At 72.7% G+C, this 21,466-nt stretch carries 18 protein-coding genes; 13 read left to right on the plus strand and 5 right to left on the minus strand.

What is annotated here, in order from left to right:
• Positions 1-49 precede the first annotated feature (49 nt).
• Positions 50-1,597, minus strand: a complete 1,548-nt coding sequence (locus tag ACWGDX_RS34870; protein WP_453632183.1) for a sigma factor-like helix-turn-helix DNA-binding protein — start codon at positions 1,595-1,597, stop codon at positions 50-52.
• Positions 1,598-1,713: 116 nt separating this feature from the next.
• Here ACWGDX_RS34870 and ACWGDX_RS34875 point away from each other — a divergent pair, with 116 nt between their 5' ends.
• Positions 1,714-3,726 carry a cell division protein PerM gene (locus ACWGDX_RS34875; RefSeq protein WP_453632185.1) on the plus strand — a complete coding sequence of 671 codons (2,013 nt, stop codon included), beginning with the start codon at positions 1,714-1,716 and terminating at the stop codon, positions 3,724-3,726.
• Here ACWGDX_RS34875 and ACWGDX_RS34880 read toward each other — a convergent pair.
• Positions 3,716-4,708 (minus strand): hypothetical protein, encoded by a 993-nt coding sequence (locus ACWGDX_RS34880; RefSeq protein WP_453632186.1) that lies wholly within the window; start codon positions 4,706-4,708, stop codon positions 3,716-3,718. The two genes, ACWGDX_RS34875 and ACWGDX_RS34880, sit on opposite strands and share 11 nt — an antisense overlap.
• A gap of 365 nt (positions 4,709-5,073) precedes the next feature.
• Here ACWGDX_RS34880 and purN point away from each other — a divergent pair, with 365 nt between their 5' ends.
• Both purN and purH read left to right on the plus strand, forming a co-directional pair.
• Positions 5,074-5,709 (plus strand): phosphoribosylglycinamide formyltransferase, encoded by a 636-nt coding sequence (gene purN, locus ACWGDX_RS34885; RefSeq protein WP_453632233.1) that lies wholly within the window; start codon positions 5,074-5,076, stop codon positions 5,707-5,709.
• Positions 5,706-7,268, plus strand: coding sequence for a bifunctional phosphoribosylaminoimidazolecarboxamide formyltransferase/IMP cyclohydrolase (gene purH, locus ACWGDX_RS34890; RefSeq protein ID WP_453632188.1), 1,563 nt, complete (start codon positions 5,706-5,708; stop codon positions 7,266-7,268). The genes purN and purH overlap by 4 nt, the downstream gene beginning before the upstream one ends.
• 181 nt (positions 7,269-7,449) lie before the next feature.
• On the opposite strand, the gene ACWGDX_RS34895 is transcribed toward purH, so the two are convergent.
• Positions 7,450-8,055 carry a hypothetical protein gene (locus ACWGDX_RS34895; protein WP_453632190.1) on the minus strand — a complete coding sequence of 202 codons (606 nt, stop codon included), beginning with the start codon at positions 8,053-8,055 and terminating at the stop codon, positions 7,450-7,452.
• 268 nt (positions 8,056-8,323) lie between these two features.
• Between ACWGDX_RS34895 and ACWGDX_RS34900 the strand changes: the two genes are divergently transcribed.
• Both ACWGDX_RS34900 and ACWGDX_RS34905 read left to right on the plus strand, forming a co-directional pair.
• Positions 8,324-9,193, plus strand: coding sequence for a bifunctional methylenetetrahydrofolate dehydrogenase/methenyltetrahydrofolate cyclohydrolase (locus tag ACWGDX_RS34900; RefSeq protein ID WP_453632191.1), 870 nt, complete (start codon positions 8,324-8,326; stop codon positions 9,191-9,193).
• Between the two features lie 29 nt (positions 9,194-9,222).
• Entirely contained in the window at positions 9,223-10,149 is a 927-nt protein-coding gene (locus ACWGDX_RS34905; RefSeq protein ID WP_453632193.1) for a DUF3017 domain-containing protein, read from the plus strand.
• A gap of 99 nt (positions 10,150-10,248) precedes the next feature.
• Here the strand turns inward: ACWGDX_RS34905 and ACWGDX_RS34910 are convergent, their stop codons facing one another.
• A complete protein-coding gene (locus ACWGDX_RS34910; RefSeq protein ID WP_453632195.1) occupies positions 10,249-10,395 on the minus strand; it encodes a hypothetical protein in 147 nt (48 codons plus the stop codon).
• Positions 10,396-10,716: 321 nt separating this feature from the next.
• On the opposite strand from ACWGDX_RS34910, the gene ACWGDX_RS34915 reads away from it, so the two are divergent.
• From ACWGDX_RS34915 to ACWGDX_RS34945, 7 genes are all read left to right on the plus strand, one after another.
• On the plus strand, positions 10,717-11,517 hold the full coding sequence (locus tag ACWGDX_RS34915; RefSeq protein WP_453632197.1) for a peptidoglycan-binding protein: 801 nt from the start codon (positions 10,717-10,719) through the stop codon (positions 11,515-11,517).
• Positions 11,514-12,503 (plus strand): helix-turn-helix domain-containing protein, encoded by a 990-nt coding sequence (locus tag ACWGDX_RS34920; protein WP_453632199.1) that lies wholly within the window; start codon positions 11,514-11,516, stop codon positions 12,501-12,503. Before ACWGDX_RS34915 ends, ACWGDX_RS34920 begins: the two co-directional genes overlap by 4 nt.
• A gap of 460 nt (positions 12,504-12,963) precedes the next feature.
• Positions 12,964-14,250: a DUF2690 domain-containing protein gene (locus ACWGDX_RS34925; protein ID WP_453632200.1), complete on the plus strand. Its 1,287-nt coding sequence runs from the start codon at positions 12,964-12,966 to the stop codon at positions 14,248-14,250.
• 266 nt (positions 14,251-14,516) lie between these two features.
• Positions 14,517-15,506: a malate dehydrogenase gene (locus ACWGDX_RS34930; RefSeq protein ID WP_453632202.1), complete on the plus strand. Its 990-nt coding sequence runs from the start codon at positions 14,517-14,519 to the stop codon at positions 15,504-15,506.
• A 250-nt stretch (positions 15,507-15,756) separates the two neighbouring features.
• On the plus strand, positions 15,757-17,595 hold the full coding sequence (locus ACWGDX_RS34935; RefSeq protein WP_453632204.1) for a hypothetical protein: 1,839 nt from the start codon (positions 15,757-15,759) through the stop codon (positions 17,593-17,595).
• Between the two features lie 94 nt (positions 17,596-17,689).
• The gene (locus tag ACWGDX_RS34940) at positions 17,690-18,037 is read left to right on the plus strand and encodes a hypothetical protein (protein ID WP_453632206.1); all 348 of its coding nucleotides are present in this window, start codon (positions 17,690-17,692) and stop codon (positions 18,035-18,037) included.
• 3 nt (positions 18,038-18,040) lie between these two features.
• A complete protein-coding gene (locus tag ACWGDX_RS34945) occupies positions 18,041-19,159 on the plus strand; it encodes a serine/arginine repetitive matrix protein 2 (RefSeq protein WP_453632207.1) in 1,119 nt (372 codons plus the stop codon).
• A 111-nt stretch (positions 19,160-19,270) separates the two neighbouring features.
• Here the strand turns inward: ACWGDX_RS34945 and ACWGDX_RS34950 are convergent, their stop codons facing one another.
• Positions 19,271-19,780: a carboxymuconolactone decarboxylase family protein gene (locus ACWGDX_RS34950; RefSeq protein WP_453632209.1), complete on the minus strand. Its 510-nt coding sequence runs from the start codon at positions 19,778-19,780 to the stop codon at positions 19,271-19,273.
• A gap of 248 nt (positions 19,781-20,028) precedes the next feature.
• Between ACWGDX_RS34950 and pdxR the strand changes: the two genes are divergently transcribed.
• Positions 20,029-21,354 carry a MocR-like pyridoxine biosynthesis transcription factor PdxR gene (pdxR, locus tag ACWGDX_RS34955; protein ID WP_453632234.1) on the plus strand — a complete coding sequence of 442 codons (1,326 nt, stop codon included), beginning with the start codon at positions 20,029-20,031 and terminating at the stop codon, positions 21,352-21,354.
• Positions 21,355-21,466: the final 112 nt, after the last annotated feature.

Genomic DNA, 21,466 nt, shown 5'->3' on the forward strand with positions numbered 1-21,466 from the left:
CCCGCACCCCGAGTCAGGGGTGCGGGCCCACGCGCGTGGTGCCGTCGTGTCAGAACGGTTCCGGTACGAGCCGGGGCGGCCCGTTCGTCAGCTCGGAGTGCAGCTTGTCGCGCAGCTTGCGGTCCTCCTTGCTCAGCCGCTGCGGGCCGCTGGGCACCGGCACGTCGCCGATCTGTTCGCCCGGCGCCTGTGGCGCTTCGTACCGCGTCGGAGCGGTGGCCAGGGTGAAACTCGTCGCCCCCACGATCAGCGCGGTGAACGCGATGGCGACCCGCGTCCAGAGCTTGGACCTGCGCTCGCATCCGGTCCGTACGGTGCGGGGCGCGGTGAGCTTCGGCGGGGGCACGGCCTCGGTGAGGACGCCGAGACGCGCGTGCAGCAGCTCGGTGTCGGTCAGCTCGGGATCCTTCGCGGCGACCGCCTCACGGGCGTGCGTCAGCCGGCTCGCGGCGGCCGGGGTGCTCGCCTCGGTCTCGGCCGCGGTGTCGGGCAGATCGAGGCCGAGACCGTCGTAGAGCAGCAGCGTGCGGCGGTACGACGGCGGGAGGGACAGCAGCGCCTCGCGGAGCAGCTTCCGGGCGGGTGTGTCCTGCTCGCCGGGCATGGCGTCGGGGCGCTTGGGGGAGCGGCGCATCCGGTGCCAGGGCGACAGCGCGTACTCGTGCGCCGCGGCGCGGATCCAGCCCACCGGGTCCCGGTCGACGGCGACCTCGGGCCAGCGCTGCCAGGCGAGCCGGAAGGCGCGCTCGACGGACTCCTGGGAGAGGGAGTGCCGCCCGGTGAGCAGATAGGCCTGGCGTACGAGGGAGGGCGCGGCGAAGGTGTACAGCGCGTCGAAGGCCTGCTCAGGGGTGAGCGGTCTGCTTTCGAGGCCGCTGCTGGTGCTGACGTCGGTGCTGGTGCTGGTGCTGGCGTCGGTGCCGGTGCGGGTGCCGTCGCTGCTCGTGCCGGCGTCGGCGGCGGTTCCGCTTCCCTTCCCGGTTTCGCCTCCGCTTCCCATTCCACTCGCGCTCGCGGTTCCCGTGCCGGGCGTCGTGCTCTGGGTTCCGGTGCCGGTGGTGGTACCCGTCCGGGCACGTGCCCGGGGTTCCGTTCCGGTACGCGCCCACGACGGGGCCAGGGGTGCCCGGGGCGCCATGGGCATCGGGGACCCGGCCGGCGGCCTGGGGGTCGCCCGATCGCGTGACGGCTGAACGGCCGGGGACGGCTGAACGGCCGGCCACGCCGCTTTCGGGGGTGCCGGCGTCCGCCCGGCCCTGCTGCGGCTCCGCGGCGCGGATGATGTGCCCTGCTGCCGTGCGGCGGAACGCTCCATGGCCGCCCTGCGCGCCTCCCGCTCGGTCCGCGCGGCCTTCTCCCGCAGCTCCGCGTCGAGGGCGGCCAGCAGCTTCGCGTAACTCTCCGCCTTGCGCCCGCGCGGAGTCGTGCGGCCGGCCTCCCAGGACCGGACCGTCGCCCGTGAGACCCCCACGGCCGAGGCGACCTGCTTCTCGGTCATCGACCTCGCCTCCCGCAGCCTGCGCCGCTCCTCGGGAGGCGGCAGCGGCGGGACGGCGGGGGAGCCGTCCGCGGTGCTCTGCGTGGTGTTCTGCGTCATGAGGGACTCCCCGCAGCACGATTCTGGCCAAAAAAGCACATAAACTTATATTGGGCGACACGGCGAACATTCGCCTGTTACGTGGATCAAGCGCGTGTCGTGGGCAGCATGGCGACGTGACCCAATTGACCGATCGCAGCGCGCCGTTGTCCTCGGCCTCGGCGGTGGAACGCGGCAGGGCGGCGGCGCTGACCGTCTCGTTCCTCCGCGGGGCCATCGCCGCGTGCCTCGGCCTCGGCCTCTTCGCGGTGCTGGTGCTGGCGATGTGGATCATTTCGCCCTACCCCGACACCGGGGCCGGTAAAGCTCTGCGTGTCGCCGCCGCGCTGTGGCTGCTGACCCATGGCATCGAGCTGGTGCGCGCCGACACCCTTTCGGGAAATCCCGCCCCCCTGGGGGTGATCCCGCTGCTCCTGATGGCCCTGCCGGTCTGGCTGGTGTACCGGACGGCCAGGGACGCCCTGGAACCGGACGAGGGGCCGCCCCGTCTCTCCGCGTCGGCCGTCGTGTTCACCCTGACCTGTGGATATCTGCTGGTCGGCGCGGTGTCGGTGCTCTGTGCGACGGGTGCTCCGCTCAGCGCGCACCCGCTGCGTGCCGTGCTCACGCTGCCCGTGGTGGCGGCCCTGTCCGCGACGGCCGGGGCGTGGACGGCGAGTGGCGGACGCCCGCGTGGTCTCCTGCCGTCCTGGCTGCCCGGTGCTCCCCGGAGAGCGCTCGTCCGTGCCGTTGGGGCGCCCGCGGTCCGGCGCGGGGCCGCCGTCGCGCTGCGGGCGGGCGTCGCGTCGGTGCTGTTGCTGCTGGGCGGCGGCGCGCTGCTGGTCGGGATCTCGCTGGCGTGGCACGGCGGATCGGCGCATCTGTCGTTCGTACGGCTCGCCTCCGACTGGTCGGGACGGTTCGCCGTGCTGCTGCTGGGGGTGGTGCTCGTGCCGAACGCGGCCATGTGGGGCGCCGCGTACGGCCTGGGACCGGGCTTCGCGCTCGGTACGGGCGCGACGGCCACCCCCTTCGGGGTCACGGGCGACTACTCGCTGCCGTCCTTCCCGCTGCTCGCGGCGGTGCCCGAGGGGCCGGGGTCGGCACTGACCTGGGCCGCGGCGGCGGTGCCGGTGCTCGCGGGAGGCACGCTGGCCTGGTTCACCGTACGGGCGGCCGCCCCGCCGTACGCGGAGAAGGAGGAGGCCTGGGGTGTGGGTGCGACCGCGCTGACGGCGGCGCTGGGCGCGGTGGTGTGCGCGGTGCTGACGGCGTTCCTGGCGGCGATGTCGGGCGGGCCGATGGGCAACGGCAGACTGGCGGTCCTCGGGCCGGTGTGGTGGCTGACAGGCGCGGCCGCGCTGATGTGGACGGTGGGGCTCGGCGTACCGACGGCGCTGGTGCTGCGGGCCTGGCGACTGCGGGAGCGGCGGGGCGGCGACGTACCGCCACCGCCGGAACCGGCGGCGGGAGCCGGGGCCGGTGCGGGGGCGGCCGATGCGATCGGTAGGGCCGACGCCGACGCCAAGGCCGCGGAGCCGGGAGGTCGGGCCGCGGCGTGGTGGCCGGCGCCTTGGCGGCGGCTGATGTGGCTGCTCAGCGGCAGGGCGGTGCCGGAGACGCCGGTGCCGGAGCCGCCGTCGGAGGCGGTCGGCGGCCCGGGTGTCCCGGCCCGGGACCCGGACGCGCGCGCGGATGCCCAGGGCCGCTCCGGCGCCCGTGCCCGGACTCGTGCCCGGACTCGTGCCCGCCCCCGCTCCGACGCCCGGGTCCGGGGCGCCCGTGCGGTCCCGGTCGCGCCCAGGGCGGAGGTGGGAGTGCCGGGATTCGAGCCGTACGACTTCCTGGTCGACGAGGCCTGGCACGAGCGCGGTGCGCGGAAGACACGGTGGGCGGCGATCAAGGCGGCCTCGGGCGGTCCGACGGCCGACTTCCCGCCCACGGGAACGCCGCCGGGGCCGCCCTACGCCAAGCCACCCGGGCCGCCTTACGCCAAGAAGAGCGACTTCAAGAGGAGCGACTCCAGGAAGGCCGGCTTCAGGAGGACCGGCTTTCGGAAGGGCGGACGCGGGAAGAGCGGTCCCGGTCCCGACGGATCCGTCCCGGATTCCGGTCCGGCCCCCGGTCTCGGGCCCGGGTTCACTCCTTGACGCCGAAGACCGGGACCAGCGAAGACGGCAGCTCGTCGTTGCAGGAGAGCTGGCCCGTCTTCGTCAGGGAGTCGTTGAGGCAGGTGTAGTAGTCGCGGTAGACCACCTGCACGGTGAAGGTCGCGGCCACGATCGCCAGCGCGATGGCGGCCGTCACCAGACCGCTCACCGCCGCCGTCGTCTGCTGCCGGCTCGACACCGCCACCGGACCGGCCGGGCCGTGGCCCGGACCTCGGGCAGGGCCCTGGGCCGGGGCGTGCTGCCCGGTGGTCGAAGTGGCCGGCGCGGTCGGAGCGGGGAAAGAGGACACGCCTGACGGCGAGCCGCCGGACGCGGCGCCGTCCTGGCCGGAGGACGAGCCGTTCGCCGGCTTGTTGCGCAGGGAGCTGATGCCCCAGTACAGCGCCAGGGAGCCGAGCAGCAGGGCGATCTCCGGGAAGTCGAAGAGCGCGAAGAAGAAGGCCCACATCCCGCCGAGCAGTGCGTAGCGGGCGCGGCGCTGGATCGGGTCCGTCGGATCCCAGCGCAGCCCGCCGCCACGGCCTCCCTCGGGACCGTCCTGGTCGGAGCCCTGGCCCTGCTGCCCGTTCTGACCCCCCGGGCGGCTGCCGAAGCCGCCCGTGGAGCGGCCCGGCTGGCGGCTGCTCCACTGGCTGCCCCAGCCGCCCCGGTCGGGGCCGGATCCGGACCCGTCGCCGGACGGGCCGGCGCCCTCGGGGTGGCGGGGCCGCCATGGCTGGTCGGGCCTGCCCTCGGGCGGCGGCGCGAAAGGATTGTCGTCGGCGGGCCCCGAGGACCCACCGGACCCCGAGGACCCACCGGCACCCGGGCCCGGAGCGGGGCCGGAGTCCGGGGAATCCGGGGAGCCGGAGGATCCCGTGGTCCCCGACGGCCCGGAGGAGGACTGGCGTTCCCGCGGCAGCAGCACCGGCCCAGCGGGCGGCGGGAGGTGGAGTGCCGTGCGGCGGCGTCGGTCCTGCATCTGGTGAACGTCTTCCCCTCAGACCCAGCGCGCGGGGGTCTTGTCTCGTATGGCCCGTCCCGGAGACGGAAACCCTGTCCCCAGACGCTACCTCTCGGCCACGCCCCCGTCCCGTGGGGGCCGCTCGGTGTGCCGGTATCGTTGCTGACGGTCGGCTCCTTCGTAGAGTTCCCCGTATGGGGGAATGTGATTCGTTCGTAGGACCACACAAAGCCCTGCGACCACGTCACATCGCCGGCCACACAGCCGACCCATGACGCCGCACGACCCGCGAGGCTGTGCTCGCTCCCAGAAAGGCGCCCGCCGTGGCCCCCCCGCCCCCCGCCTCTCCGCCCGCCGCCTCCACGCCCGCCCCCGCACCCTCCGTGGCCTTCCCGCCCGCCACGGCCGGTCCGGCCCGTGTGGTGGTCCTCGTCTCCGGTTCCGGCACGAATCTCCAGGCCCTGCTCGACGCCATCGGCGACGACCCGGAGGGCTTCGGGGCACGGATCGTCGCGGTCGGCGCGGACCGTGGCTCCATCGGGGGTCTGGAGCGCGCCGAGCGCGCCGGACTGCCGGTCTTCGTCCGCAGGGTCAAGGACTACGGCACACGGGACGAGTGGGACGCGGCGCTGACCGGGGCGACCGCGGCGTACGAACCGGATCTGGTGGTGTCGGCCGGCTTCATGAAGATCGTGGGGAAGGAGTTCCTCGCGCGCTTCGGCGGGCGGTTCGTCAACACGCATCCCGCCCTGCTGCCCAGTTTTCCCGGCGCCCACGGCGTACGTGACGCGCTCGCGTACGGCGCGAAGGTCACCGGCTGCACCGTCCACTTCGTCGACGACGGCGTCGACACCGGCCCGATCATCGCGCAGGGCGTGGTCGAGGTGCGGGACGAGGACGGGGAAGACGCTCTCCATGAGCGCATCAAGGAAGTCGAGCGACGCCTGCTCGTCGAGGTCGTGGGGCGTCTGGCCCGGCACGGCTACCGCATTGAGGGACGAAAGGTAACGATCCAGTGACCGCCGAAGGTACGAACCGCCCCATCCGTAGGGCGCTGGTCAGCGTCTACGACAAGACGGGCCTGGAGGAGCTGGCCCGCGGGCTGCACGAGGCGGGCGTCACCCTGGTCTCGACGGGCTCCACCGCCTCGAAGATCGCCGCGGCCGGGGTACCGGTCACCAAGGTCGAGGAGCTGACCGGCTTCCCCGAGTGCCTGGACGGCCGCGTCAAGACGCTGCACCCGCGCGTCCACGCCGGGATCCTCGCCGACCTCCGGCTCGACTCGCACCGCGAGCAGCTCGCCGAGCTGGACATCGAGCCGTTCGATCTGGTCGTTGTGAACCTCTATCCGTTCCGTGAGACGGTCGCGTCCGGCGCGGACGCCGACGAGTGCGTCGAGCAGATCGACATCGGCGGGCCCTCGATGGTCCGCGCCGCCGCCAAGAACCATCCGTCGGTCGCGGTCGTCACCAGCCCCGAGCGGTACGCGGACGTCCTCGGGGCCGTACGGAGCGGCGGATTCGACCTGCCGACCCGCAAGCGGCTGGCGGCGGAGGCGTTCCAGCACACCGCCGCGTACGACGTGGCCGTGGCCTCCTGGTTCGCGGACGACTACGCCGCCGCCGACGACTCGGGGTTCCCGGACTTCCTGGGCGCCACGTACACCCGTAAGAACGTGCTCCGCTACGGCGAGAACCCGCACCAGCCGGCCGCGCTCTACACCAGCGGCGAGGGCGGTCTGGCCGAGGCCGAGCAGGTGCACGGCAAGGAGATGTCGTACAACAACTACACGGACACGGACGCCGCGCGCCGGGCCGCGTACGACCACGCCGAGCCCTGTGTCGCGATCATCAAGCACGCCAATCCGTGCGGGATCGCGGTCGGCGCCGATGTGGCCGAGGCACACCGCAAGGCGCACGAGTGCGACCCGCTGTCCGCGTTCGGCGGGGTGATCGCCGTCAACCGGCCGGTCTCCGTCGCGATGGCCGAGCAGGTCGCCGAGATCTTCACCGAGGTGATCGTCGCCCCGGACTACGAGGACGGCGCGGTCGAGGTGCTCGCCCGTAAGAAGAACATCCGGGTGCTGCGCTGTCCCGAGCCCCCGGCCGCGACCGTCGAGGTCAAGCCGGTCGACGGCGGTGCGCTGCTCCAGGTCACCGACCGGCTCCAGGCCGGGGGCGACGACCCGGCGAACTGGACCCTCGCGACCGGCGAGGCGCTGTCCGGGGCGGAGCTGGCGGAGCTGGCCTTCGCCTGGCGCGCGTGCCGCGCGGTCAAGTCCAACGCGATCCTGCTCGCCAGGGGCGGCGCGTCGGTGGGCGTCGGTATGGGCCAGGTCAATCGCGTCGACTCCGCGAAGCTCGCGGTGGAGCGCGCGGGCGAGGAGCGCGCGCGGGGGGCGTACGCGGCGTCCGACGCGTTCTTCCCGTTCCCCGACGGACTGGAGATCCTGCTGGCCGCGGGCGTCAAGGCGGTCGTGCAGCCCGGCGGGTCCGTCCGTGACGAGCAGGTCGTCGAGGCGGCACGGAAGGCCGGTGCGACGATGTACTTCACGGGGACGCGCCACTTCTTCCACTGACGTCTGACGTGAGGCGTGTGACGTGAGGCGTCTGACGCGCGAAGTCTGACGCGCGACGTCTTACGCGCGGCGCGTTCATGTCGCGGCAGAGACGCCGGAAGGCCGTAATACCCACGGGGCCAGGGGGTATTACGGCCTTCGGACTACGTCATGTGCGTGTAAGTGACGCACTGGCGGGGCGTCAGTAGCGGGGGCGCTGGAACCAGGCCGCGCCGTCCGACTTCGCGACGAATACGATGATCAGGATGCCCAGCGCCATGGTGACGATGCCCAGCGGCAGCGAGAACACACCGCCCAGCGTGGCGAACGCGCCGTAGACGATCGCGCAGACACGGGTGGCGTTGCCACCGCTCTTCATCTTCAGCGCCAGCAGGATCGAGAGCGCGGCGAAGATCAGCATCAGGATCGCCATGAACGCCAGGATGCCCTTGCCGAGGTCGGCGAAGGTCTGGGCGTCGGCGCTGCTGGCGCCGCTGTTGTCGATCGCCTCGTCGATGCTGTCCATCGAGGCCAGCAGGAGGATTCCGGCGAGGATCTGGAAGGCGGAGATGACCCACAGCATCACGCGGGCCGCCTTGACTCCGCCCGGCATCTCCAGCTGGCCGCCGGGACCGCCCGGGTAGCCGCCGTACGGCTGGACCGGCGGGGCCTGCGGATAGCCGTAACCGGGCTGCTGACCCTGCGGGTAGCCGTAACCCTGCTGGCCGGGCTGCTGGCCGTAGCCCGGCTGCTGGCCGGGCTGCTGGCCCTGCTGGCCGTACGGGTTGTTGGGGTCGCCGAAGCTCATGGCGGGGTTCCTCCGTTGGTGAAGCTGGGGACGTGACGACCCGGACAGGAGGAACTTCTCAAGACTGAGCGGTCTGCCCCCCGACGCTGGCCGCGTATTGCGCGGTAATCGTGGTATCAACGTCGTATTTTGTCCAGCGGCATTACAGGTGCGTTGTGCAAGTGCAACCTGCTGTCCGGCGACCGGGCGGGCCCGGCACATGTGTGACGGAGGACACCGGCGGGCCGCGAATTGGAACCGGAGAGGGGTCATCCGCGAGGATGGGGGCATGACCGCCCAGATTCTCGACGGCAAGGCCACCGCAGCCGCGATCAAGTCCGACCTGACCGGCCGCGTGGCGGCCCTGAAGGCGAAGGGCGTCACGCCCGGCCTGGGGACCCTGCTGGTCGGGGACGACCCCGGCAGCCGCTGGTATGTGAACGGCAAGCACCGCGACTGCGCCCAGGTCGGGATCGCCTCGATCCAGCGTGAGCTGCCCGACACGGCCACCCAGGAGGAGATCGAGGCGGTGGTCGCCGAGCTGAACGCCGACCCCGAATGCACGGGATACCTCGTGCAACTGCCGCTGCCCAAGGGCATCGACACCAACCGCGTACTGGAGCTGATGGACCCGGCCAAGGACGCGGACGGGCTGCATCCGATGAGCCTGGGGCGGCTGGTGCTGAACGAGACGGGGCCGCTGCCCTGCACCCCGTACGGCATCATCCAGCTTCTGCGCCACCACGGGGTGGGGATCGCGGGCGCGCATGTGGTGATCGTGGGCCGCGGTATCACGGTCGGCCGGTCGATCCCGCTGTTGCTGACCCGTAAGTCCGAGAACGCGACCGTGACGCAGTGCCACACGGGCACCCGCGATCTGTCGGCTCAGCTCAGGCAGGCGGACATCATCGTGTCGGCGGCGGGTGTGCCGCATATCGTCAAGCCGGAGGACGTGAAGCCGGGCGCGGCGGTCCTCGATGTCGGCGTGAGCCGGGACGAGAACGGGAAGATCGTCGGAGATGTCCATCCGGGCGTCGCGGAGGTCGCGGGCTGGATCTCGCCCAACCCGGGCGGTGTGGGCCCGATGACCCGCGCCCAGTTGCTGGTCAACGTGGTCGAGGCGGCGGAACGCGCCGTCGCCGAAGCCGACGCGGGCTGAACCGTACGGTGACGCGGAAAGGGGCATCCATGGGTGCTGGTACGAGCACGGGCGACGCGGCCCGACCGGGGCGCGACGCGCGCGAGGCGCCGGAGCGCGCGGCGGCTGCCGCCGCTGCCCTGCCGGTACCGGAGGTGTCCGAGCCGGAGGTGTCCGAGCCGGCTGCCCCGGTCGCGGCGGCACGGCCGGCGGACGCGAAGCGGCCGTCCGTCGCGAGGCGGGAGTCCACCGGGAAGCGGAATTCCGCCGCGACGCGCATGTCCGCCGAGACCGTACCGGTGGCGGACGGCGGGGACACGGCGTGGGCCGCCGCCGTACTGGACGTTCCGGACACCGCCCTGGTGGCCCCCACGACCGCTGTGGCCCCCGCGGCCCCCGTGGATGAGCCGGACGCGGCGGCCGACGGTGAGGCCGAGCGGGCCGGGACGGTCGGGACGGCCGGCGCGGTGAAGACCGAGGGCGCCGAGAAGGTCGACGAGGTCGCGGAGAGTGCTGAGCAGGTCGAGCAGGCTGAGCAGGCTGAGGAGGCCGGGCAGGCTGATGCCGTCGCTCCCGAGGAGACGAGCCAGCGGTTCTCGGCGGTCACCCTCGACACCGCGCGGCCCGAGGGCGGTGGCCGGGCGGCCCCGGGGGACGCGTCCGCGCCCGCCCGGCAGTGGCCCCTGCTCGCCGTGCTCGGGACGACCGGACTCGGGCTGCTGATCGTCGGTCTGCACCCGTTCGCGGAGGCGTTCCGGATCGGCACGATCCTGATCGGCCTCGCCCTCGTCGGCGGTGCCGTGCTGCGTCGTGTGATGCCCTCCGTCGGCATGCTCGCCGTGCGCTCGCGCTTCACCGACATGGTCACGTACGGCCTGCTGGGCGTCGTGATCGTGATGCTCTCCCTCATGACGCAGCCCAAGCCATGGCTGGAGATCCCGTTCCTGGAGGACATCGTCCACTCGACCGTGCCGTAGGTCCTGCCCTGCCCATAACGCCGTAGGTCCTGCCCTGCCCATAACGGTGGCCCGTACTCACCCCCGAGGAGTACGGGCCACCGCCGTATCAGGTGCGGCTCACCTCCACCGCAGTTCCTTCCAGGTCTTCGGACCGCGGTAGTAGCCGATCGACGTCGTGTACGAGCACGAGGCCGCCGCCTTGGCCGGGGCGTCGGCCACCGAGAGCCGCGGTGGCGGTGACGAGCGCGAAGCGCGAACGTTCATGTGATGGCTCCCCCGTTGTTGGGGCGGCGCGGGGTGGACCGCGCCGCCCGGTGTGCACCACAGACTGTTCCGCGTCATATCGGCCCGCCGCCAGACAAGCCCGTCGATGTGGGCAGTCGTGGGACGCGTACGACGTCGACCTGCGGGGACGTCGGTCGCCATGGGACGGCGTGGGACGAGGTGGGGGCGTCGCGGCGCCGAGTGGCCTGTCCTGAAGGTGGCGGACGGCCGCCAGGCCTCGGAACCCTGTGTTCAGAGGTCGCCGTCCCGGGGAGAAACGGGCTGGAGTGTCGAAGCGACCCGATAGCGCATGAGGTGGACATGCCGCGTTGGAAAGAGCTTCCTTCGGACCTGCCCGAAAGGGAACAGCGACTTCTCGTACAGCTACGGCGGTTGAAGGACCGCTCCGACCTCGGTCTGGCGGCCCTGGCGGCGAAGACCAGTTACAGCCGTTCCTCCTGGGAGCGGTATCTCAACGGCAAGCAGCCGGTGCCGCGCGGGGCGGTGGAGGAGCTGGCGCGGGTGTGCGGCGCGGATCCGACACGGCTGCTCGTTCTGCATGAAGTGGCCATGGAGCGGGTTCCTGCGGCGAAGGGCGACTCCGGCGCCTCGGGTGGCGCCGATGCCGATGCCAGCACCGATGCCGTCACCGATGCCGGCACCGGCGCTGGTGGCGGCGCTGGCGCCGGAGATCCTCCCGACGCCCGCCCCACGCCCTCCCGGCGGCTCGTCCCCCTGCGGTACGCGCTCGCCGGGGCGGCCGTCTCCGCGGTCGCGGCCTTCTCCGGAGGTCTGCTGGTGGCCCCGGCCGAGGAGGCGGAGACCCCGGCCGTACAGACCTACGGCCCAGGCCGTACATACGACTGCGCCACCGGCCGCAAGGACGGTCTGGCCTACGCCGGGCACAGCGTGACCACCGAAGCGCTGATCGACATCAACGGCAATGGGCGCGATGTCGTCGAGGCGCAGTGCCTGCTCCGCCGCCACGGCTTCGACCCGGGGGAGGTCGACGGACTGTACGGGCCGGGCACCAAGGCGGCCGTGAAGACATTTCAGGCAGCTCGCCAACTCGTCGAGGACGGCATCGTCGGGCCGGACACCTGGGGAGAGTTACGGCGATGAGCGGAGCCGACGCGGTGTCGAGAGCCGCGGAGGGGGAGCGGCTGGCGGCCGAGCTGAGCGCGCTGCGGGAGCGTACGGGGCTGAGTCTGGCGGCGCTCGCCGAGCGCACGCCGTACAGCAAGTCGTCCTGGCAGCGGTATCTCAACGGGACGCAACCGCTGCCGAGACAGGCGGTGGAGGCGCTCTGCGCGCTCGCGGACGAGCCGTCCGGGCGGCTGCTGGTGCTCTGGGAACTGGCCGATGTGGCGTGGAGCGGCCGGGCGGAGACGGCGGGCGCGACACGCGGCGCGGGCACGGGGGGCGGTGCGAGCGTGACGGCCGTCGCGGATACGGCGGGCGGTGCGGGCACGGCGGATACGTCGGCGGGGGCGGCGGACAGGGCGGGTACGGCGGACCGGGCGGGCGCGGTACGGACACCGTCGGGCGGAGCGTCCCATAAGCGCGGCAGGGTTCTGACGCTCGCCCTGGTGGCGACGGCGGTGGCCGTCGTGGCAGTCGCCCTCACGGCGGTCCTCGCCGGAGCGGGGCTGCTACGGGACGGCGACGCCGACGGCGACGGGCGACGGCGGAACGCCGCCGACGCGACATGGATCCAGGCCTCGCCCCTGGTGCCGGGCTGTACGGAATCGGCCTGTGACGGCAAGAACCCGACCCTCATGGACTGTGGCGGCCAGGGGATGGTCACGACCGTCGACACCTTTACGGCCACGGGCGGTCAGCGGCTGGAACTGCGGTACGGGGAGTACTGCCGTGCCGTCTGGGTAAGGGCGAGCCGGCTGCGCCTGGGGGACCGCGTCGGACTGACCGTACCCGGCGGAAAGGCCGCACAACTGGTCGCGATCCAGCGGGATGTCGGGCGCTATGTCTCCACTCCCATGGCCGGGGCGAGCGATCCGGCCGACGCGCAGGTCTGTCTGACGCCGGGCGGCGGCGACCGGCGCGGGAGCGAGGAGTGCTTCGGCTTCGGGCCGTCCGCGAGTCGGTGAGCGGGAAACCGGTGCGGGCGACGCGTGGGACGCGTGAGACACGCGAGACGTGTGAGCAAGGAGAACGGCGTCCGTCCTCTCCCCCGAAGAAGGACGGGCGCCGTCAACCCGAGGTGCCGGTTCGCGGCGTCGGTCCGCGGTGTTCTGCGACACAGATATCAGCGTCATGGACCCGCCAAACGGGTTCAAGGGTTGCCTATCGCCTGATGCATGGAGGTGACCATTCCGCCATGGTGTGATCAACAAGCAACGGATGCGAGACTTGACGCGGGGTCCGGTACGGGGGCGCGCGAGAGCGCGCGATACTGCCCCCGATGCCTCCGTGCGCCGCCGATTCAGGAACTGCCGCCCTGCCACCGCGCATCCCTGTGGGTAGTCCGCGGCCAGGGGGCGGGGACGGCAGAGTGCGGGAGAGCGCGGAGCACATTGGGCACGTCGCGGGGGGACAAGGGGAAGGCACATGCCTCGTTGGAAGGCGCTTCCGGACGAACTCGATCCGGAAGTCAAGGAGTTCACCAGCCAGGTCCGCAGGCTGGTGAACCGCAGCGGTCTGAGCATCGCCGCGGTGGCTGACAGGACGGGCTACAGCAAGACGTCCTGGGAGCGCTATCTCAACGGGCGGCTGCTCGCGCCCAAGGGCGCGATCGTGGCGCTGGCCGATGTCACCGGCACGAATCCGACGCATCTCATCACGATGTGGGAGCTGGCGGAGCGCGCGTGGAGCCGCTCCGAGATGCGCCATGACATGACCATGGAAGCGATACGGATCTCCCAGGCGCGGGCGGCGCTGGCGGAGACCGGCCAGAACCCGGTTGTCGGAGGGCCCGGGGGACCCGGCGCCTCGGACGGATCCGGCCTCCCGGGCGGACGCGGCGTCTCCGACAGGCCTGGCGCCTCGGACAGGCCTGGCGCCTCGGACAGGCCCGGCGGCACAGGCCGTTCCCGGCGGTCCGACGGATCCGGATCCGGATCCGGACGGTCCGGTGGACCTGTTGGCTCCATGGGCACCGGCGCTCCCGGCGGTCCCGGTATATCCGGCGGTCCAGGTGGCGGCTTCGGTGGCCCGGGTGCCGGCTCCGGCGCCGGCTCCGCGGGGCGGGCCGGTGGTGGCGCCACCCTCGACTTCGGCCGCGGCCGGGGCCAGGGCAGGGACATGGGCGGACCCGGCGGGCGCGCCGTACCGCCGCGGGGCGGCCCCGCGACCCCGCCCCGGTCGCCGTCGCCGGGCCCTGGCCGGGGAGGCGCGCGCCGGCGCCGCAAGGTGACGATCTTCGTGGCGGGCGTCGTCGGCGCGCTGCTGGTGGTGACGGCCGCGGTGCTGCTGACCGATATCGGCGGTGACGACGGCGGCGGGAAGACCGTCGCGAAGACCCCGTCGCCCTCGCCGTCCACCAGCGGCCCCGCATTGCCGCCCGGTGTGAAGTGCGGTGGTGACGACTGCTCAGGACAGGACCCGGAGACGATGGGCTGCGGCGGAGAGTTCGCCGAAACCGTCGCCAGCGCCACGGTGGGCACGGCCCTGATCGAGGTACGCCACAGCCGGACGTGCGGTGCGGCCTGGGCCCGGATCACCCAGGCCATCACGGGTGACGAGGTGCGGATCACCGCGGGCGGCAAGGCCCAGAACGGTGTGGTGGAGGCCGCCGCCAACACGTACACGCCGATGGTCGCCGTACCGGACCCCGGAAGCGCGAAGGCGTGCGCGACACTCACGACGGGCGAGACGGGCTGCACGTCGCCCCAGTGAGCGCGAGTACGTGCCGGGCGCGTGCCGAGCGCGTGCCGAGCACGCGGCTATGGGCCCGGGTGGGCAGCCCGGTCGGGCGCGCCGCGTCCCGCCGTACCGGTACGACACGACGCCCGTGAGCCGTGCCACAAGGGGGCGACGGCTCGCGGAGACGCGGGTCGGATAGCCTGATCGCCGGATATCTCTTCACGTCAAGATTCGCGGCCGCGGAGATGTCCCGCACCAGGGGCAGGGACCCCCACCGCCAGCGTCTTACGGAGACCGCCATGACCCGCACTCCCGTGAATGTCACCGTCACCGGCGCGGCCGGCCAGATCGGCTACGCGCTGCTCTTCCGCATCGCCTCCGGCCATCTGCTCGGCGCGGATGTGCCGGTCAAACTGCGTCTCCTGGAGATCCCGCAGGGTCTCAAGGCCGCCCAGGGCACCGCGATGGAGCTCGACGACTGCGCCTTCCCGCTGCTCGGCGGCATCGAGATCACGGAGGACCCGAACGTCGCCTTCGACGGCGCCAACGTGGCACTGCTGGTCGGCGCCCGTCCCCGTACGAAGGGCATGGAGCGCGGCGACCTGCTCTCCGCCAACGGCGGCATCTTCAAGCCCCAGGGCAAGGCCATCAACGACCACGCCGCGGACGACATCAGGGTCCTCGTCGTCGGCAACCCGGCGAACACCAACGCGCTGATCGCGCAGGCCGCCGCGCCCGACGTACCGGCCGAGCGCTTCACCGCGATGACCCGCCTCGACCACAACCGCGCCATCTCGCAGCTCGCCGCGAAGACCGGCGCCGCCGTCTCCGACATCAAGCGGCTGACGATCTGGGGCAACCACTCCGCCACCCAGTACCCGGACATCTTCCACGCGGAGATCGCCGGCAAGAACGCCGCCGAGACCGTCAACGACGAGGCCTGGCTGGCCGATACGTTCATCCCGACCGTCGCCAAGCGCGGCGCGGCGATCATCGAGGCCCGTGGCGCCTCCTCGGCCGCCTCCGCCGCCAACGCCGCCATCGACCACATCCACACCTGGGTCAACGGCACGGCCGAGGGCGACTGGACCTCCATGGGCATCCCGTCGGACGGCTCCTACGGTGTGCCGGAGGGCCTGATCTCCTCCTTCCCGGTCACCGCGAAGGACGGCGCGTACGAGATCGTCCAGGGACTGGACATCAACGCGTTCTCGCGCGCCCGGATCGACGCCTCGGTACAGGAGCTCCAGGAGGAGCGCGACGCGGTGCGCGCGCTGGGCCTGATCTGACGACCCCGAGCCCGAAGCCGCGGAAGAACGCCGCACACCGGAACGCCACACCGGAACGCCGAACATCGGAACGCCGAACACCGGAACGCCCTCGACACCCGTCGGGGGCGTTCCGTCGTACAGCGGGTGAAAAGACGTGTGCGCGGTGTCGCCGGAATGCCCTACGATGCCACCTTCATCGCCGTCAACGCTCAACTCCCCGTTCGGAAGGGGAAGTTGACTCGTACGGCAGAGGCATACGGGGGACTCGTTGACCGAGATCGCGATGGCCCGGGGGCCGGGCGGCATGGGCGCCGAGGAGTGGGGCAGGCCGCCGGTGGAGCCCGCCGCGAGTGAGGCGTGCCGGCTGCTCTGCGCCGGGGTGCATCTGGACAGGGGCTACCGGGACGCCGTCCTCGACGAGCTGTACATCCACGAGGAGCGTTTCATCGCTCCCTCGACCGGCTTCGACGCGGCCCGGGTACTCGCGCACGCCCTGCGGGCCCGCCGTACCGAACTGGCCTGGAGCGTCGGCATGCTGGTGCTCTGGATCGCCGCCGTCCCGCTCACCGACGGGCTTCTGCTGCTCCTCCTCTTTCCCTGTCTGCTGCTGGCGATCGCACCCTGGATCAGGGGCCGGGGAGCCGGCACGCCCTGGTACCGCAAGGCGGCGGCGCTCGTGGTGCGCTGGTACGGGCGGCTCGCGCTGGTCGTCGCCGTCGCGGGTCTGGTGGCCCTGCTGGCACAGGGATTCTCGGACGGATCGGATGGGGCGGGTGGGGCGGGTGGTTCGTACGGTTCGGGTGGGGACGTGCCGGGCGGGGTGGGGCCGGTGCGGGACGTCGGCGGACTGGTCCCCGGGATCGAGGGTGTCACGGTCGGCGTCGGCACTTCCGCGGGGCCCGGCCGGGCCTGGGCGACCCTGATCCTGTTGCTGCTGATCGCCGCCGGAGTGGGGCTGCGGCGCGGACAGTTCGCCCGGGTGATGACCAACGAACTGTCCGAGTACCGTTTTCCCGCGGCCTCCTCCGACCCCGCCGAACTGGCCACCGGCGGCCGTCTTCAGCGGCTGAGCGCCCGTATCCGCGCCGAGCAGCACGCGCCACTGGTGATGTACCACTCGGCGAACCCGTTCCTGGGCGTCGGAGAGCCGTACCGGCCCTGGACGCTGGCCGTCGAACTGCGCCCCCGCAAGGACTGGCAGGGCGGTGAGGGCGATACGGGCGGTACGGGCGGCAAGGCCGCTGCGGGCGGCGGGCCGGTGCCGATCGACAACGGTGAGGTTCTGCGCCAGATCGTGCCGTTGCTGGAGGCCCTGCGGGTGCCCTCCCCGCACGGTTCCCCGGAGGCGGCGGCGGCCGTGCGTGACCGGCTGCGCGAGCTGAGTGTCGACGAGTGCGTCTTCCTCCCGGTCGACGGACTCCAACCGCGGGACGGAGCGCCGTACGACGCCGTGAGCTTCGCCCGCCATCGCGCCGACTCCGTCGAGGAGGGAGGCGAGACACGGCGCCACTTCCTCCGTATCAGAGTGGGCGGATGGCATGAGCAACTGGTCGTCACCGTCTTCGTACGGGTGCACACCCAGGGCGGCATGCTGATGCTGGAGGTCGCTCCGCATGTGCTGCTGCCCGTGCGGCGCCAGTTCCGTGAGGCGGACCGGCTGGCGCACCAGTATCTGAACAACTCCTGGTTCGGCAAGGCCGTCTGGGCCCTGACCCATACGCCGGGGTCGATCGGGCAGATGCTGCTCACCCTCGGGCGGTACGCGGTCGTCGAGTGGCGGCGGCTCAGCGGCGGATACGGTGGCGCGCTGCCAGCCGGGCCCGCGGTCTCCGTCCGGGAACTCGGCTCCGACAGCGAGGCCTCGCTCTTCCAGGAGATGGATGTGAGCCGGTACCTCAAGAGCGTCGAGGACCGGGTGGCGGGCGGAGTGCGGCAGGCGCTGTACGAAGCGGGCTGGCAGACGGCCGAGTTCGAGCAGAAGATCATCAACGTCACCAACGGCGGAGTCTTCATCGAGTCCGTGCAGAACAGCGCCATCGGCATCGGCGACCACAACACGATCGGCAACCGCGACGAGGCAGCGGGAGGCAGCAATGGCGGCAACTGACGAGGACGGTCGGGCACGTCGGACACAGCCGGCGGGCCCGGCGGCCCCGCCGGGCCCGGGGAGCCCGGCGCGTCCGGCGGTGCGGATCGGCTCGGTGAGCGGCAGCGCGATCGGCATCGGTGACCACAACACCGTCACCAACACCAACACCGGTGCCGGTGCCGGTGCCACGGGGCAGGTGAGTGATCCCGCCCAGGCGGAGCTGCTGGCGGCGGTACGGGCGCTGCGCGAGGACCTGGGGCGCTTCGTCGCCACGGATGGCACCGCCGTGCTCGACGCGGAACTCGTCGCCGTCGAGGAGGAGATCACCACGGTCGGCGCGGCGGGCCCCGGCAGGCTCGCCGGTCTCCGGGACGCGCTGGCGCTGACGGGCGGTGTCGTGGGGACGCTCGCGTCCGGGGTCGCGGTCGGCGAAGCCGTCGGCGCGCTGCTGGGCGGCTGACGCATGGCCGGGAGCGAAGCCGGGACCGGGGCCGGGGCCGCGGCCGACGGTGGGGCCGACGGTGAGGACTCGTGGACGGCCGGGGGCGGGCCGCCGGCCGGGGCCGGGCCGCGCTGGAATGCCGAGACTCAGCGGTGGGAGAGCGGCAGGGCGCCGTTGGCGTACACCCCGCCGCCGCCCCCGCTGCCGCTGTTCGCGCCGTACGACCAGGGTCAGGGTCAGGGCCAGGCCCAGAGCCAGGGGCATTCGCAGGCGGGCGGCCGGCACGAGGGCGTCGGGCAGGCGGGTGCCGAGCCGACGGGTGCCGAGGGGACCGGCCTCGTGCGGACCGGGGGCGCGGTCGATCCGTACGGTCGTCCCTTGGGCCGTTCCTTGGGTCAGGGATCACGCCGTATGCCCCTCGTGGTGATCGCCGCCGCGGCCGTGGTGGGCGCGGGCGCGGTGGCCGCCTGGATCACCTGGGGCCGGGACGGCGCCACGGACGGGCCGGCCGCGGGGCCGGGCGTCAGCGTCTCCGAGTCCGCGTACCCGTCCGACTCCGCCGGCCCCTCGGCGTCCTCCGCCGACGCGGAGACCGCCGCTCCCACCGACGGTCTCGGCGGGACGGACGCGACGGACGCGACGGACGCGACGGACGCGACCGGTGATCCCTCCGCCGGCGTTCTGCCGCCCGGGTTCCGGGTGGCCGAGGACCCCAAGGGCTTCACGGTCGCCGTACCCGAGGGCTGGGAGCGGACCTCGCGCGACAACGGGGTTTTCTACACGGCGGACGACGAGAGCAGCCTGATCCAGGTCTTCGCGATCTCGGAGGAGGACATGACACCGCTGGATCTGGTCCGGCAGTCGTCGGCGGACCTCGCGACGAGGAACGAGGGCTATACGGAGGTCGGCGTCGGTACGGTCGTCGGCGGGGACGAGAACCCGACCGGTGACGCCGCCGAACTGGTCTACTCGTACGACAGCGACACGTCCGGAGGCCGCCGCCAGTGCGTCGAGCGGGTCTTCACCGCCACCGACGGCGGGCAGTACGCGGTACTGGTGGCCGCCCCCGCGGGGCAGGTATCGGATCTGCGGCGACTGCTGGACACGGTCCTGGAACCCTTCGAGCCCGGCTGGAGCTGACAGGCCGGGCGCGGGGCGGCGCGGGGCGGCGTGGGGCGGCGTGGGCCGGGCGCGGGGCGGCGCCCGACGACGCGGGGCGGCGCCCGACGCCGGTGAGCCGTCGCGCGGCGGTCAGTGCGCGAACTGGCCCGGTGTGTAGTGGCCGGGGACCATCCGGGTGGAGACACCGAACCGGTTCCAGGCGTTGATCACCGTGATCGCGGCGATCAGATGGGCCAGCTCGGTCTCGTCGAACTGCTCCGCGGCCCTCCCGTACACCTCGTCCGGCACGAAACCGTCGGTCAGCACGGTGATCGCCTCGGTCAGCTCGATCGCCGCGATCTCCTTCGGTGTGTAGAAGTGCCGGGACTCCTCCCAGGCGCTGAGCTGGATGACGCGCTCCACCGACTCACCGGCCGCCAGCGCGTCCTTGGTGTGCATGTCGAGGCAGAACGCGCAGTGGTTGAGCTGGGAGGCGCGGATCTTGACCAGTTCGAGCAGTGTCGGGTCGACGCCGTGCCGGGCCGCGGCGTCCAGCCGGACCATGGCCTTGTAGACCTCGGGGGCGAGCTTGGCCAGCTCCAGCCGCGGGGAGTGCTCGGGGGCGTAACGCTTCGTCTCGTTCTCCGTGTGCGTCGTCATATGTCCGACGCTACGCGTCCGGTGGCACAGGAGTATGGTCCATTTCCATGAAGGATTCCTGGGCCAATTCTCAGGCTGATCCGCCGGACGACCGGCCGGACGACGCGCCGGCCGGTCCTCCCGCCGAACCTTCCGCCGGTCCTCCCACGGGCCCTTCCACCGAACCTTCCGCAGGACCCGGGGGAGGCGGCGTCCTCGGTGTGGATCTCCATCTGGAGCCGCGTGGTTCCGGGTTGCGCGCCGGTCTGATGGACGCCCTGCGTGAAGCCGTCCGTACGGGCCGCCTCGCCCCCGGCACCCGGCTGCCGTCCTCCCGCTCGCTCGCCCTCGACCTGGGTGTCGCCCGTAACACCGTGGCCGACGCGTACGCCGAACTGGTCGCCGAGGGGTGGCTCACCGCCCGGCAGGGCTCGGGGACGCGGGTGGCCCGGCGGGCCGCGCCCCGGCGGGCCGCGCCCGCGCCGCCCAGGACCCGGCCGGCCCTTCGCGGGCCCGCCCACAGCCTGCTGCCCGGCTCCCCCGACCTCGCCGGATTTCCGCGCGCCCAGTGGCTCGCGGCCGCCCGCCGGGCACTGACGGCCGCGCCGCACGAGGCCCTCGGGTACGGCGGCCCCCTCGGCCGGATCGAACTGCGTACCGTCCTCGCCGACTATCTGGCGCGGACCCGTGGCGTGTACGCGACCCCGGAACGGATCGTCGTCTGCTCCGGATTCGTCCATGGGCTGATGCTGCTGGGGCAGGTGCTCAGGGCTCGGCGGGTGCGGGCGGTGGCCGTCGAGTCGTACGGTCTCGACCAGCACTGGAACGTGCTGGCCGAGGCGGGGCTGCGGACCCCCGCGCTCGCGCTCGACGCGCGCGGCGCCCGCACCCAGGAACTGGCGCGGGCGCGCGGCGTCGGAGCCGTACTGCTGACCGCGGCGCACCAGTTCCCCCTCGGTATGGCGCTCCACCCCGACCGGCGCTCGGCCGCCGTCGACTGGGCGCGCGGTACGGACGGGCTGATCCTGGAGGACGACTACGACGGCGAGTTCCGCTACGACAGACAACCCGTCGGCGCGCTTCAGGGACTCGATCCCGAACGGGTGGTGTATCTCGGCACCGCGAGCAAGTCCCTGACGCCCGGACTGCGGCTCGGATGGCTGGTACTGCCGGAGGAACTGGTCGGGGAGGTGAGCGAGGCGAAGGGCGGGACGGACTGGGTGTCGAGCGTGTTCGATCAGCTCACGCTCGCGGAATTCATCGCCTCGGGCGCGTACGACCGTCATGTCCGCTCCATGCGGCTGCGCTACCGGCGCCGCCGTGACCAGCTCGTGGCGGCGCTGGCCGAACAGGCCCCGGAGATCCGGGTGACCGGGATCGCGGCCGGTCTCCACGCCGTCGTCGAACTCCCGCCGGGCACCGAGCGCTCGGTCGTCGAGGCCGCGGCCTGGCAGGGGCTGGCGGTGTACGGCATGAGCCGCTTCCGGCACCCGTCCGTCCCGCCGGGCACCGATGCCCTGGTGGTCGGTTACGGCACCCCGTCGGACAGCGCGTGGCCGGGCGCGCTGGACGCGCTGTGCCGGGTCCTTCCCTAGGCCGGACAGGGCCTAGGCCCATGCCGGTGGTCGACAGTTTCCGGGGCGCGAATTAGGATGATCGGTACGGCATCGCGTGTCGGTCACCGTCCGGGTGAGGCATGGAGGTGCC

It is taken from the genome of Streptomyces sp. NPDC055025 (genome assembly GCF_053608565.1).